The sequence below is a fragment of the Streptomyces sp. NPDC006610 genome (assembly GCF_040611575.1).
Taxonomy (GTDB): domain Bacteria; phylum Actinomycetota; class Actinomycetes; order Streptomycetales; family Streptomycetaceae; genus Streptomyces.
Genome location: NZ_JBEXOP010000020.1, coordinates 68821 through 83007, shown reverse-complemented (window position 1 = coordinate 83007; position 14187 = coordinate 68821). Strand labels below are relative to the sequence as shown.

At 74.8% G+C, this 14187-nt stretch carries 11 protein-coding genes; 2 read left to right on the top strand and 9 right to left on the bottom strand.

Features of this window, described 5'->3' with window-relative positions; translation table 11 throughout:
* Positions 1-15 precede the first annotated feature (15 nt).
* The 3 genes from ABZY13_RS18180 to lipB form a co-directional block, all read right to left on the bottom strand.
* The gene (locus ABZY13_RS18180; protein WP_356631786.1) at positions 16-225 is read right to left on the bottom strand and encodes a hypothetical protein; all 210 of its coding nucleotides are present in this window, start codon (positions 223-225) and stop codon (positions 16-18) included.
* 297 nt (positions 226-522) lie between these two features.
* Positions 523-1488: a lipoyl synthase gene (gene lipA / locus ABZY13_RS18175; RefSeq protein ID WP_356631784.1), complete on the bottom strand. Its 966-nt coding sequence runs from the start codon at positions 1486-1488 to the stop codon at positions 523-525.
* A 122-nt stretch (positions 1489-1610) separates the two neighbouring features.
* On the bottom strand, positions 1611-2408 hold the full coding sequence (gene lipB, locus ABZY13_RS18170; protein ID WP_356631782.1) for a lipoyl(octanoyl) transferase LipB: 798 nt from the start codon (positions 2406-2408) through the stop codon (positions 1611-1613).
* 243 nt (positions 2409-2651) lie between these two features.
* Between lipB and ABZY13_RS18165 the strand changes: the two genes are divergently transcribed.
* Positions 2652-4115 (top strand): regulator, encoded by a 1464-nt coding sequence (locus ABZY13_RS18165; RefSeq protein WP_356631780.1) that lies wholly within the window; start codon positions 2652-2654, stop codon positions 4113-4115.
* A gap of 369 nt (positions 4116-4484) precedes the next feature.
* Here the strand turns inward: ABZY13_RS18165 and ABZY13_RS18160 are convergent, their stop codons facing one another.
* From ABZY13_RS18160 to ABZY13_RS18150, 3 genes are all read right to left on the bottom strand, one after another.
* Positions 4485-5873: an NAD(P)/FAD-dependent oxidoreductase gene (locus ABZY13_RS18160; protein WP_356631778.1), complete on the bottom strand. Its 1389-nt coding sequence runs from the start codon at positions 5871-5873 to the stop codon at positions 4485-4487.
* A 217-nt stretch (positions 5874-6090) separates the two neighbouring features.
* Positions 6091-6990, bottom strand: coding sequence for a TIGR01777 family oxidoreductase (locus ABZY13_RS18155; RefSeq protein ID WP_356631776.1), 900 nt, complete (start codon positions 6988-6990; stop codon positions 6091-6093).
* A gap of 214 nt (positions 6991-7204) precedes the next feature.
* Positions 7205-8389, bottom strand: a complete 1185-nt coding sequence (locus ABZY13_RS18150) for a MarP family serine protease (RefSeq protein ID WP_356631774.1) — start codon at positions 8387-8389, stop codon at positions 7205-7207.
* 433 nt (positions 8390-8822) lie between these two features.
* On the opposite strand from ABZY13_RS18150, the gene ABZY13_RS18145 reads away from it, so the two are divergent.
* Positions 8823-9596 (top strand): peptidoglycan recognition protein, encoded by a 774-nt coding sequence (locus tag ABZY13_RS18145; RefSeq protein ID WP_356631772.1) that lies wholly within the window; start codon positions 8823-8825, stop codon positions 9594-9596.
* Between the two features lie 126 nt (positions 9597-9722).
* Here the strand turns inward: ABZY13_RS18145 and ABZY13_RS18140 are convergent, their stop codons facing one another.
* From ABZY13_RS18140 to aceE, 3 genes are all read right to left on the bottom strand, one after another.
* The gene (locus ABZY13_RS18140) at positions 9723-10241 is read right to left on the bottom strand and encodes a DUF4240 domain-containing protein (protein WP_356631872.1); all 519 of its coding nucleotides are present in this window, start codon (positions 10239-10241) and stop codon (positions 9723-9725) included.
* A 56-nt stretch (positions 10242-10297) separates the two neighbouring features.
* Positions 10298-11272 carry a WYL domain-containing protein gene (locus ABZY13_RS18135; protein ID WP_356631770.1) on the bottom strand — a complete coding sequence of 325 codons (975 nt, stop codon included), beginning with the start codon at positions 11270-11272 and terminating at the stop codon, positions 10298-10300.
* Positions 11273-11461: 189 nt separating this feature from the next.
* On the bottom strand, positions 11462-14164 hold the full coding sequence (aceE, locus tag ABZY13_RS18130) for a pyruvate dehydrogenase (acetyl-transferring), homodimeric type (RefSeq protein ID WP_356631768.1): 2703 nt from the start codon (positions 14162-14164) through the stop codon (positions 11462-11464).
* Positions 14165-14187 lie beyond the last annotated feature (23 nt).

Genomic DNA, 14187 nt, shown 5'->3' with positions numbered 1-14187 from the left:
TGTACCCCGGAGCGCCTACGACGGCAGTGTCCGGGCGGCGTCCGCCCGCTCCAGGATCCGCTGCGCCTCGACCCGGTCCTTGGCCCGGCGGCGGTCCTCCAGCACGGAGTTCCACGCGTTGCGGCGGGCGGTGCGCTGGCCGCCGGCGAGCAGCAGCGACTCGACGGCGCGCAGGGCGCCGGTGACGGACGGGATGGCGGTGGCGCGGACGGGTGCGGCCTGCATGGTGGAGGTCCCCCCTCGGTACGGCTCCGGGTGCGGAGGTACGTGGTGTGCGTCAAGGGTCACTCGTTGGTGTTACCAGGACGTGACCGACCGGTCAAACGGGCATGAAGGCCCGATTCGGGGTCCGTGAACGGCGGCGCGGCCCCGACCGGCGTCCCCAGCTGCGAGGACGGTCGGGGCCGCGTCGTATCGGCCACTACTGGTGGGTAGCGTCTTGTGCGCGAATTCACAGGGTGCCCGGATCGTTCAACCGCCCGGGGCGCGCCGGGGAAGTGACGGCTCGTCAGGCCGCCGCCGTCAGACCGCCTGGGTGGCGACGAACGCGCCCCGCTTCTCCACGGCCATCCGGTACAGCCGTCCGGCGCGGTACGAGGAGCGCACCAGCGGGCCGGACATCACACCGGAGAAGCCGAGCTGCTCGGCCTCCTCCTTCAGCTCCACGAACTCCTGCGGCTTCACCCAGCGCTCCACCGGGTGGTGGCGCACGGAGGGGCGCAGGTACTGGGTGATGGTGATCAGCTCGCAGCCGGCGTCGTGCAGCTGCCGGAGCGCGTCGCTGACCTCCTCGCGGGTCTCGCCCATGCCGAGGATCAGGTTCGACTTGGTGACCAGGCCGAAGTCGCGGGCCTCGGTGATCACCTTCAGGGAGCGGTCGTAGCGGAAGCCGGGGCGGATGCGCTTGAAGATGCGCGGGACCGTCTCGACGTTGTGCGCGAAGACCTCGGGGCGGGACTCGAAGACCTCCCGCAGCAGCTCCGGGACGGCGTTGAAGTCGGGGGCGAGCAGCTCGACCTTGGTGCGGCCGGCCTCGCGGCCCGCCGTCTGCCGGTGGATCTGGCGCACGGTCTCGGCGTACAGCCACGCGCCGCCGTCCTCCAGGTCGTCGCGGGCGACGCCGGTGATGGTGGCGTAGTTCAGGTCCATGGTGACCACGGACTCGCCGACGCGGCGGGGCTCGTCGCGGTCGAGCGCCTCGGGCCTGCCGGTGTCGATCTGGCAGAAGTCGCAGCGCCGGGTGCACTGGTCGCCGCCGATGAGGAAGGTCGCCTCGCGGTCCTCCCAGCACTCGTAGATGTTGGGACAGCCGGCTTCCTGGCAGACCGTGTGCAGGCCCTCGCTTTTGACGAGGTTCTGCATCTTGGTGTACTCGGGGCCCATTTTCGCCCGGGTCTTGATCCACTCGGGCTTGCGCTCGATGGGGGTCTGGCTGTTGCGGACCTCCAGGCGCAGCATCTTGCGTCCGTCGGGTGCGACTGCGGACACATCGGCTCCCTGTGCTTCGATTCTTCGGCGTACACCAGGGTACGCCCGTGTTCGACGGGCCTTTCCGTCAGGCCAACCGCGGGATGCGGGGATGCATTCCGGGGCGGCCGCGGGCGGCGGGCTCAGGCGGTCGCGGGCTCGATCCGCCGCGGCTTGAGGTCCGCGTTCTCCAGGACGTCCCGCAGGTGCCGCTCGACGACCGGCAGCACCTCGTGGACGGTCACGTCGCGGCCGAGTTCGTTCGCCAGCGAGGTGACGCCCGCGTCGCGGATGCCGCACGGGATGATGCGGTCGAACCACGCGTTGTCGGGGTTCACGTTCAGCGCGAAGCCGTGCATGGTGACGCCCTTGGCGACCCGGATGCCGATCGCCGCGATCTTGCGGTCCTCGCGGCGCTGGCCGGCGTTGGAGGGCGCGTACTCGGGGCCGTTGAGCCGGGGGTCGAACTCCTCGTCCTGGAGGCGGGGGTCGAAGTCGAGGGAGAGGCCCCCGAGCGCGGGGCGCCGCTCGACCGGGTCGCCGAGGACCCAGACGCCGCTGCGGCCCTCCACCCGGGTGGTCTCCAGACCGAACTCCGCGCAGGCGCGGATCAGGGCCTCCTCCAGACGCCGTACGTGCGCCACCACGTCCACCGGGCGGGGCAGCTTCTGGATCGGGTAGCCGACGAGCTGGCCGGGGCCGTGCCAGGTGATCCTGCCGCCGCGGTCGACGTCCACGACCGGGGTGCCGTCCAGGGGGCGCTCGCTGTCCGCGGTGCGGCGGCCGGCGGTGTAGACCGGCGGGTGTTCCAGCAGCAGGACGGTGTCGGGGATCTCGTCGGCGAACCGGGCCGCGTGCACCCGGCGCTGCTCGTCCCACGCCTCCCGGTACTCCACGGCGTCCGCGCCGAATCCCATCCGGACGAACCGCAACTCACTCACGGCAAGCGCCTCCCTCGGTCGTCAGGCGCGAAAGGCGCCTACGCCACTGTACGACTGCGCACTGTGCGTCAGCCCCGGGGCCAATCCTCACACGATCGGATGAATGCACGTCGAGATGTGCGATCGGACGCTCACTCTCCGCTACATTCGCGCCGTTCACGAGGCCATCAGGGCTGCTCACAGGCAATCCGGGATCCGGGCGGTCCGCCGCCGGGTGACCGCAGGCAGGAGATCGCACCGCAGATGACGGAACGACCCGCGCAGCGCACTCCCAACCGCCGGCTCGCCGCGCTCATCGCGGAGGCGGGATTCTCCAACGCGGGTCTGGCTCGTCGTGTCGACCAGCTGGGCCTGGAGCACGGACTCGATCTCAGATACGACAAGACCTCGGTCACCCGGTGGCTGCGCGGTCAGCAGCCGAGAGGGGCCACGCCCGCGCTGATCGCCGAGGTGTTCACCCGGCGGCTGGGGCGCCGCCTCACGGCGCAGGACCTGGGCCTCGACGCCTGCGCGCCCGTGTACGCGGGGCTGGAGTTCGCGGCCGGGCCCGAGGAGGCCGTGGACATCGTCAGCGGGCTGTGGCGCAAGGACTCGGGCAGCCACGCCGAGCTGCGCAAGATCGCGTTCACGCCCGCCGGGCTGGTGGTGCCGAGCCGGGACTGGCTGATCGGGCGGGCCGACGAGAGGGTCGCGCGCGGCGAGCCGACCGCACGGGTGCCGGCGCAGGGGCGTCCGGGCGCGCCCCGGCCCCCGGCGCCGCTCGTGCCCGGCGTCCCGCGGGGCCGGGCCGACCACTCCGCCGCCCAGCGGGTCACCGCCGGGGACCTCGCCGCGCTGCGCTCGGTCGGCGAGCTGTTCCGCAGCCTGGACGACGCCTACGGCGGCGGCCACGCCCGCCAGGCCTTGGTGCGCTATCTGGAACACGAGTGCGAGCCGATGCTGCGCGGCGTCTACGGCGAGCAGACCGGCCGGCGCCTGTTCGCCGCCGCGGCCGACCTCACCCGGCTCGCCGGCTGGACGTCGTACGACATCGCCGCGCACGGCCTCGCGCAGCGGTACTTCGTCCAGGCGCTGCGGCTCTCCCAGGCGGCCGGCGACCGGGCGTACGGCGCGTACGTGCTGGTCACCATGAGCCGGCAGGCCGTCTACCTCGGGCACGGCCGGGAGGCGGTGCAGCTCGCCCGCGTCGCCCAGCAGGGCATCGGCGGCGCCGCGCCCCCCGCGGTGCTGGCGCTGCTGCACGCCGCGGAGGCCCGGGCGCACGGGGTGCTCGGCGAGGTGCGGGCGTGCACCGCGAGCCTGGCCCGCGCCGAGCGCGCGCTGGCCGCGGCCCGGCCCGGCGACGAGGTGCCGCACTGGGCCCGCTTCTTCGACGAGGCGCAACTCGCCGACGAGTTCGGCCACTGCCACCGGGACCTGCAGCAGTTCCGCGCCGCCGCACAGCACGCCGAGCGCTCCCTGCAACTGCGCGCGCCCGCGTACGCCCGCAGCCGCCTGTTCTGCCGCGTCGTCCTGGCCACCGCCCGCCTGGGTCTCGGTGAACTCGAACAGGCCTGCCGCCTCGCGGCCGAGGCGGCGGCCCAGGCGTCGGAGATGCGGTCCGTGCGGGCGGTGGAGTACGTCAGGGACTTCGAGCGCAGGCTGGAGCCGTACAAGGACGCGGCGCCGGTGCGGATGTACCGGGAGAAGGTGGCCGCGTTGGGGTGAGGGGCGGGGTGCCCTTGGCGGGGCGGGGCGCGGGGGCCGGGGAGGGCGAGGGTCGGCTGGTGGCTGGTGGCTGGTGGCTGGTGGCTGGTGGCCAGGTGGTCCGGTGGGCAGGGCAGGTGCGGGCCGGCGGGCTTCGGTCGGCGGATGCCGGGGCTGTGCCGGTCCGTGCGGATGCGGTCGGGTGCGGGTCGGCAGGGCGGGGGCCGTGGTGTGTGGCCGGGTCTGGCCCGTGGACGTCCGGCCGGTGCGGGCGGCGATCCGGCGGCCCGGCCGGTGCGGTGGCATCCGGCCGGGTGCGGGTCGGCAGGGGGCCCGCGGTGTCCGGCCGGCCCGGACGGGCCGCCGCCCGTCGGCCCGTCCGGGCGGCGGTCAGGCCGCCCGTGCCCTCGGTGCCGGGTCCGCCAGGTGGAGGGAGCCCGACGCGCCCAGGTCCGTCAGGACGGCTCGCGCGGCGCGGTGGGCCGAGTGGAGGGCGCCCTGGAGGGTGCTGGTGGAGCGGTGGTCGCCGCAGACGTAGAGGCCCGCCATCAGACGCACCGGGCGGCGCAGGTCGTGGGGCGGGCGCATCGCGGGGACCGCGTCGGGGGAGTGGTGGACGGCGAGCGTCTCCCAGCGTGCGGTCGACGTGCCGTACAGCCGCGCCAGATGCGTCCGTACCGTCGTGTCCAGGTCCGGCGGCGCGGCGCCCAGGACCGTCGACGACACCAGCGCCCGGCCCGCCGGCGCGCGCGTCGGGTCCACCGCGCTGATCACCGCCGTGTGCGCCACCGGCCCGCCCCGGTCGGCGTCCAGCAGCAGCGACGCGCCCGTGGCCGGCGGTTCGTCCGTGGCGTGGTGGACCACTGTCACCGGGTGGAAGTCGGGCACCCGCAGCCCCGGCAGCAGCTCGGCGGCGGCCCGCGCGTCCGTCGCCAGCAGCACCGCACGGCACCGGAACTCCCCGTGCTCCGCCGTGGCCACCGACGTCGTCGACACCGACGTCACCCGCACCCCCGTGTGCACCGTGCCCGGCGGCAGCGCCCGCGCCAGCAACTCGGGCACCGCCTCGGCCCCGCCCTCCGGCAGGCACATCCGCCCCGCCGCGTACGCCCGCAGCGCGAGGTCGGCGCAGCGGCTGGAGGTGGTCAGTTCCGGGTCGCCGAGCAGCGCGGCGAGCAGCGGGCGCAGAAAGCCGTCCACCGTACGGGCGGGCAGCCCGCGCGTGACGAGGGACCGCCCGGCGGGCAGCTCCGGGCGGGACAGGAGCCGGGGGACGGGCGTCCCGGCCAGCCGGGCCAGCGCCGCGCCGAGCCGGGCCTGGTCCAGCGGGCCGCCCAGCGGTGCGGTCCCCGTGCGGGGCGGTCTGGGGGCGCTCGCAAGGGCGCGTACTGCGTACAGTGCGCCCCTCGCGCTACCACCGCGTGCGCCGACCTCTCGTGCGCCGACCCCGCGGCCGCCGCCTGCCCTCGGGCTCGGCACCCCCGCGAGCCGGCGGCTGCCGTCGGCGTGCACCAGGACGCCCGGCTCGAACGGCCGCAAGGCGAGCGCGTCCAGACCCGGCGTCAGGCCCAGTTCGGGATACGACGTGAACAGGAGGTGTCCGATGCGGTCGAGCCGGAAGCCGTCCACCTTCTCCGTCGCCATCCGCCCGCCCGGACAGGGCGCGGCCTCCAGCACCGTGGTCGTGACTCCTGCACTCGTCAGCCGATGCGCCGCGGCGAGTCCGGCGACCCCGGCTCCCACGACGACGACGTCCGCCTGAAACGCGGGCTCAAGCACGTGCCCCTCCTCGAGGTTGCGCGGCCGGTGCAGACGTCATGCCCTCAACCGGCTCCAGAAATACCCGAGTTCGTTTCGAGGTTAGGGCGGTATGCGGTCGCGGGAGGTCGCACGTCGGCAGGGAACGGTCGCACAGCGGTCGCATACGATCGCCGATGCTCGCGCGGTCGGGAGGCGGGCGGAAGGACGGCGGCGCGGGCGGCGTGGGCCGAGCGCCTCACGCCGCCCGGATCGCCTCCTCGATGCCCGGGAACGCGAAGACGAACCCCGACTCCAGCAGCCGCCGCGGCAGCACCCGCTGACTGCCCAGCACATCGCCGGACATCTCGCCCAGCACGGCCCGCAGCACCGGCGCCGGGACGGTGAACAGGGCCGGCCGGCGCAGTACCCTCGCCATCGCCGCCGTGATCTCACGGTTCGTCAGCGGCTGCGGGGCGGTGAGGTTGAACGGCCCCGACAGGTCGTCGCGGTCCAGGAGATGGCGGAGCGCGGCCACCTCGTCGTGCAGCGAGATGAACGGCCAGTACTGCCGCCCGTCCCCGAGCCGCCCGCCGAGCCCCGCCCGGAACAGCGGGAACAGCCGCCCCCACGCCCCGCCCTCGCGCGCCACCACCAGCCCGGTCCGGGCGAACACCGTCCGCACCCCCGCCTCACGGGCCGGCGCCGCGGCGGACTCCCACGCCACGCACACCTCCGGCAGGAACCCCGTCCCCGGCCCCGCGTCCTCGTCGACCCGACGGTCCCCGGTGTCCCCGTAGTAGCCGACCGCGCTGCCGCACACGAAGACCCGCGGCCGTTCCCCCGACGGCAGCGCGGCGATCGCCCCCGCCAGGGCCGCCGTACCCCGCACCCGGCTGTCGCGGATCCGCGCCTTGTACGCGTCGGTCCAGCGGCGGTCGCCCACCCCGGCCCCGGCCAGGTTCACCACCGCCTCGCACCCGGCGAGGCCGGCCGGGTCCAGGCCCTCGCCCTCCGGGTCCCAGCGGACCTCGTCCGCCGCTCTCGGCTCCCGGCGCACCAGGCGCACCACCTCGTGCCCGTCCGCCGTCAGGGACCGTGCCAACGCGCCGCCGATGAGACCGGACGCGCCGGCCACCACGATTCGGGAAGGTTGCATGCCTGTCATTGTCCCGGTGCGCGGCGGGACGCGGGGGAGGCGGTCAGGTCGTCGCTCGCGGGTTCGCCCGTGTCCACGGGCGTCGTCGTGTCCGCCGCCCGCCGGGGGCCGGCGGTGATCTCGGCCGCCGTCGGGAGGCGGTGCCCGTTTCGGCGTCGGAGGCGGCGGCGTGCGGGGGAAGCGGTCACGGGGGCGGCGGTCGGGGGAGCAGCGGTCACGTGGTCACCAGTTCGCCCGTGTCCACGGGCGCCGTCGCGTCCGCCGCGCGCTCGGCGTCGGCGGCGACCTCGGCGGCCGTCAGGACGTACCCGGTCTCCGCGTCGGAGGTGGAGCGGGCGAACACCACGCCGAACACCCGCCCCTGCGTGGTCAGCAGCGGGCCGCCGGAGTTGCCGGGGCGGACGGTGGAGCGGATCGAGCAGATCTCCCGCGTGACCGACGCGTCGCGGTAGATGTTCTGGCCGGTCGCCCGCACCCGGCCCGCCACCGTCGCCGCGCGGAGGTCGAGGCCGCCGCCCCGCGGATAACCGGCCACCACGGCCGCGTCGCCGTGCCCGGCCCCGTCGTCGAAGCTCAGCGCCGGGGCGCGCAGTCCGGGCACGTACAGCACCGCCACGTCCCGGTCCGGGTCGAAGAGCACCACCCGCGCCTCGTACGACGGCCCGACCCCGCCCACCCGCACGCTCGGCGCGTCGATGCCCGCCACCACATGGGCGTTGGTCAGCACCCGCTCCCGCGCGTACACGAACCCGCTGCCCTCGCGCCCCTGGTCGCCCGCCACGCCCTCGACCCTCACCGTGCTGCGCTGCGCGGCGGCCGTCGCGCTCGCCGTGACGCTGTCCCCGGAGGGCCTGGCCACCTCGGCCGCCGACCGGCCCTCGAACGGGTCGAACCCCTGCGGAAAGCCCGCCTCCGTCAGCGCCGCCGTCGCCCGCGCGAACCACGCCGGGGTGGTGTCGGGCATCGTGCCCCGCACCGCCCCCAGCACCCGCGAGTCCCGGACGGCCGAGGTCAGCGGCGACGACGACGCGCCCAGCACGCTCGCCGCCACCCACGCCACCAGCAGCACGGCCACCGCGTTCGAGAGCGCTCCGCCCACCCCGCCGGCGACCCGCAGCGGCCCCGGGGCCTTCTCATGGCGCAGGCGGGGTACGAGGCGTCCCGCCAGTGCGTGCCCCAGCGCCGCCGCGAGCAGCACCGTGAGCACCGCGGTCACCGCCGCCGCCGTCGAGCCCGGCGCCGCCACCAGCTCCGTCGTCCACGGCAGCAGCCACACGCCGACGAGCGCGCCGCCCACGAACCCGGCGAGCGAGACGCAGCCGGCCACCAGCCCTCGCCGGTAGCCGGAAACGGCGTACAGCACGATCGCCGGCACCAGCAGGATGTCGAGCACGTCCACTGAGCCGCCTTTCTGTCCGACCCGTCGGTACGCGTTCGCGTGCCCCAGGTACGCGGGAGTACGCGCCGGAGGGGCCGGAGATCAGCCGTGCCCGCGCGCCGAGCGGGAGCCGGCGCGCGACCGGCGGAATTGCGTCCTCCACCCGCGTCCGCACGCCGGAGCCGACGACCGGCAACGCGCGCCCTCCCGTCGCGTCCGCACGCCGGAGCCGGAACGCGCATGCCTCGGCCTCCCTCGCCCGAACGGCGAAGCCGCAACCGGTGCGCAACCGGCAACACGCGCTTACCGGAGAAGACGCCGTGGAGCGAGCGGGACGACGGTTCCACCGGCTGGCACAGCACACGTCGCGGACGGAGCACATCCGGTCGACAGTGGGACCATGTGTGCCTTTCCCCGCCGCTCCAGCGGTCGGTCCCGGGCGCGGCGGCGCCCCGTGCGCATACCGAGCGCCGCCGTCCCGCTGCTGTGCGCCCTGCCCGGGCTCGCCGCGGTCGCCGTGCTGGCGCTGTGCGCGCACGGCGTCGACCGCACGGTCACCCACCGCGCCGCGACCCGCGCGCTCACCGCCGAGCCCGCCCCGCGGCACACGGCTCCCAGGCCGCGCATCCTGCCGCGCTCGGTCTGGCTGAGCCAGGGCGGCCCGCCCCCCGGCCGGCAGCCGCCGCCGCGCTACGACGACCGGGTCGTCGCCGTCTTCGTCCACCACACCGACTCGCCCAACGGCTACGACTGCGCGGACGCGCCCCGCATCATCCACCACCTGTACGCGGGCCAGACGGGCGCACGGGACTGGGACGACATCGGCTACAACTTCCTCGTCGACCGCTGCGGCACCGTCTACGAGGGCCGGGCGGGCGGCACCGACCGGGCCGTCACCGGCGCCCACACCCAGGGCTTCAACCACCGCACGGCCGGCGTCGCCGCCCTCGGCACCTTCACCGAGGGAGCCGAGGTGCCGAAGGCGATGACCGACGCCATCGCGGCGCTGGCCGCCTGGAAGCTGGGCCTGTCGGGCACCGACCCGCGCGTCCCGGTCCGGCTGGTCTCCAGCAACAGCCACAGCCGGTTCGCGGCCGGCACCGCCGTCGCCCTGCCCGCCGTGGCCGGCCACAGCGACGGCTACATGACCAACTGCCCCGGCGCCGCCCTGGCCGCCCGCCTGCCGGAGATCCGGGAACTGGCGGCCCGGCTCCAGGGCCGCAGCTGAGACCCACAGGTCCGCGGCACAGGCCCCCGGGCCCCCACGGCGACCCACAGGGCCGGCACCGCACAGGCGTACGTCCCGTCGGACAGCGGCCGGCGCCGGGCCACGGCGTGATCCGCGCGGCGGGCCTCACTCCTTGAAGCGGGCCCACAGCCGCGGGAAGCGCTCGGCCAGCCGCGCCCCGTCCTCGAAGTCGACCGGCGTGCCCTCCGGCTCCGCCGCGGCGGGCGGGATGCCGAGGTCGGGGGCGACGGTGCCGGTGAGCTGCTCGTAGGCCTCGTCGGCCGCGTAGCCCAGGTCCTCGCCGTCGCCGTCGATCTCCTCGTCGAAGTCGTCCAGCAGGTCGGCGAGCGCGTCCGGGTCGTGCACCGCGCCCTCGTACACCTCGCGTCCCTGGCCGATCAGCCAGCAGCGGAAGAAGTCGAAGGCGTCGTCGCTGGCCCCGTCCAGCAGCACCCAGGCGGCGCCCCACAGGTCCCAGGTGTAGGCGCGGTTGTAGCGCGCCTCGAAGTGACGGGCGAAGTCCAGCACCTGATCCGGGTCGAGCCGCAGCAGCCGTTCCACGAGCAGGTCGGCCTGTTCCTCGGGGTCGCCCCCGGCGGCCTCGCGCGTGCTGTCGACCAGTTCCCAGAACTCCGTCTCGTCCATCACGGGTCCAGCATCCTGCCTCGGCGGGGCCCCCGCACGCGGAGTGGGGCGGATCGTTATGCGCCGTACAACCGCGCGAGCCGCCGCGCGTCCGCCGCGAACCGCCGGCGCAGCGACTCCGGCGCCAGCACCTCCGCCTCCGGCCCGAGCGCGGTGAGCTGGGTGTGGGCGACGTCCTCCGACTCGACGCCCAGCGTCACGGTCACCCGGCCCTGGCCGTCCGGCTCCCCGGCGCTCCCGAGGGCGTCCCGCGCGGCGACCGGTTCGACGGCGTACGGCAGCCTGCGCACGCCGTCGGCGGTGAGCCGTACGACGACCCGGGCGCGCAGGAGGGAACGCGCGAACCGTTCCGCCTGAGCGTCCCAGAAGCCGGGCAGGTCGAAGTCCGCGTCGCGTGCGAACCGTTCCCCCAGGGGCTCCGCCGAGGCGAACCGCTCGATCCGGTACACCCGGAACGGCCCCTCGCCCGCGACCCGCGCGCACAGGTACCAGACCCCCGCCTTGAGCACGAGTCCGTACGGCTCCAGGGTCCGCTCGACCTCGCCGTCCCCGCGCCGGTAGCGGGCGGTGACGCACCGGTCGTCCCAGACAGCTTCGGCGACGGCGGGCAGCAGCTCGGGCGTGCGAGGCTCGGCGAACCAGGCGGGCGCGTCCAGGTGGAACCGCTGGGCCGCCGCCCGCGGCGCGTCCCGCAGCGAGGGCGTCAGCGCCGCCGACACCTTCAGCCGCGCCGCCGAGGCCGCGTCCTCCAGCCCCATCTCCCGCAGCGCCCCCGGCACGCCCGACAGGAACAGCGCCTCGGCCTCCCCCCGGTGCAGCCCCGTGAGCCCCGTCCGGTACCCCCCGACGAGCCGGTAGCCCCCGCCCCGCCCCCGATCGGCGTACACCGGCACCCCGGCCTCCGACAGCGCCTGCGCGTCCCGCGCGACGGTCCGCTCGGACACCTCCAGCTCCCGCGCCAGCTCCGCGGCGGTCATGGCGTGCCGAGCCTGCAACAACAGCACCATCCTGATCAGCCGAGCAGCCCGCACCCCCTCATCATGCCCCGCCTCGCCCGGCGCCCGGCCGGCGCCCCCCAAGGGGCGCGGGGAACTGCGCGACCGGCCCTCACAACCCGCAGCCGAACGCATGCGCCCCGCTGCCCCACGACCCGCCCCCGAAGAGCACACGAACGAGGGGGGCCCGCCCGGCGGACCCCCCTCGGAACACGAACCCCGGACCTACAGCCCGTAGCGCTCGCGCGCCTCCTTCACCGCCGTCGCCTTCACCTCGCCGCGCCGCGCCAGCTGCGCCAGCGCCGCGACGACGATCGACTCCGCGTCGACCCCGAAGTGCCGGCGCGCGGCGTCGCGCGTGTCCGACAGGCCGAAGCCGTCCGCGCCCAGCGACGTGTAGTCCTGCTCGACCCACTGCGCGATCTGGTCCGGCACCTGCCGCATGTAGTCGGAGACGGCCAGCACCGGCCCCTGCGCGCCCTGCAGCGCCCGGCGCACGTACGGCACCCGCTCCTCGCCGCGCAGCAGCGCCGCGTCGGCCTCCAGAGCGTCGCGCCGCAGCTCGCCCCAGGACGTCGCGGACCACACGTCGGCGGCCACGCCCCACTCCTCGGACAGCATCCGCTGCGCCTTCAGCGCCCAGTGGATCGCCGTGCCCGAACCGAGCAGCTGGATCCGCGGGGCGTTCGCCGCCGGGCTCAGGCCCGCCGACTCCGCCGTGTTGAAGCGGTACAGGCCCTTGACGATGCCCTCGTCGATCCCGGCGACGGCCGGCTTCGCGGGCTGCGGCAGCGGCTCGTTGTAGACGGTCAGGTAGTAGAAGACGTCCTGGTCCTCGCCCGGCGCGGCCTCGCCGTACATCCGGCGCAGACCCTCCTTGACGATCGCCGCGACCTCGTACGCGAACGCCGGGTCGTACGTCAGCGCGGCCGGGTTCGTCGCCGCGATCACCGGCGAGTGACCGTCCGCGTGCTGCAGGCCCTCGCCCGTCAGCGTCGTGCGGCCCGCCGTCGCGCCGATGAGGAAGCCGCGGCCGAGCTGGTCGCCGAGCTGCCACATCTGGTCGGCCGTGCGCTGCCAGCCGAACATCGAGTAGAAGATGTAGAACGGGATCATCGGCTCGCCGTGCGTCGCGTACGACGTCGACGCGGCGATGAAGTCGGCCATCGAACCGGCCTCGGTGATCCCCTCGTTGAGGATCTGGCCGTTCTTGGCCTCCTTGTAGTACATCAGCTGGTCGCGGTCGACCGGCTCGTACGTCTGGCCCTTGGGCGAGTAGATGCCCAGCGACGGGAACAGCGACTCCATGCCGAACGTGCGCGCCTCGTCGGGGACGATCGGCACCCAGCGCCTGCCGGTCTCCTTGTCGCGGACCAGGTCCTTGATCAGCCGGACGAACGCCATCGTCGTCGCCACGTTCTGCGAGCCGGAGCCCTTGTCGAAGGAGGCGAACGCCTTCTCGGCCGGGGCCGGCAGCGGCGCGACCGGGTGGACCCGGCGGGCCGGGGCCGGGCCGCCGAGCGCCGCGCGCCGCTCCTGGAGGTAGCGCACCTCGGGGGAGTCCGCGCCGGGGTGGCCGTAGGGCACCACGCCGTCGACGAAGTCGCTGTCCTTGATCGGCAGGCCGAGGCGGTCGCGCATCGCCTTGAACTCGTCCACCGACAGCTTCTTCATCTGGTGGTTGGCGTTCTTCGACGCGAAGCCCTCGCCGAGCGTGTGGCCCTTGACCGTCTGGGCCAGGATCACGGTCGGCGCGCCCTTGTGCTCGACGGCGGCCTTGTACGCGGCGTACACCTTGCGCGGCTCGTGACCGCCGCGCGAGAAGTGGAAGCAGTCGAGGATCTTGTCGTCGCTCAGCAGCTTCGCCATCTCGGCGAGCGCGGGATCGGCGCCGAAGAAGTCCTGGCGGATGTAGGCGGCGTCGCGGGTCTGGTACGTCTGCACCTGCGCGTCCGGCACCTGGCGCAGCCGGCGTACCAGCGCGCCCGTGGTGTCCAGCCGGAACAGCTCGTCCCAGGCGGAGCCCCACAGCGTCTTGATCACGTTCCAGCCGGCGCCGCGGAACTGGGCCTCCAGCTCCTGCACGATCTTGAAGTTGGCGCGGACCGGGCCGTCGAGGCGCTGGAGGTTGCAGTTGATGACGAAGGTGAGGTTGTCCAGCTCCTCACGGGCGGCGAGCGCGAGGGCCGCCGTCGACTCCGGCTCGTCCATCTCGCCGTCGCCGAGGAAGGCCCAGACGTGCGAGGCGGAGACGTCCTTGACGCCGCGGTTGGTCAGGTAGCGGTTGAACCGCGCCTGGTAGATCGCGGAGAGCGGGCCGAGGCCCATCGACACCGTCGGGAACTCCCACAGCCAGGGCAGCCGGCGCGGGTGCGGGTACGAGGGGATGCCGTTGCCGCCGGACTCGCGGCGGAAGTTGTCGAGGTGCGTCTCGTTCAGCCGGCCGTCGAGGAAGGCGCGGGCGTAGATGCCGGGGGAGGCGTGGCCCTGGATGTAGAGCTGGTCGCCCGAACCGTCGGCCTCCTTGCCCTTGAAGAAGTGGTTGAAGCCGGTCTCGTACAGCCAGGCGGCCGAGGCGAAGGTGGCGATGTGGCCGCCGACGCCGTATTTGCTGCCGCGGGTCACCATGGCCGCCGCGTTCCAGCGGTTCCAGGCGGTGATCCTGGCCTCCATCTCCGGGTCGCCGGGCATCGCGGGCTCGGCGGCGGTGGGGATGGTGTTGACGTAGTCGGTCTCGAGGAGCTTCGGCAGCGCGATGCCGGCGCCCTCGGCGCGCTCCAGCGTGCGGCGCATCAGGTACGCGGCACGGTGCGGCCCGGCCGCCTGGGCGACGGCGTCCAGGGATGCCCGCCACTCGGCGGTCTCCTCGGGGTCGCGGTCGGGAAGCTGGTCGAGCGCGCTCGGCTGGATGGCGTTGGGGTCGGTCATGTCGCCGCCTTCCTCAGTCGAAG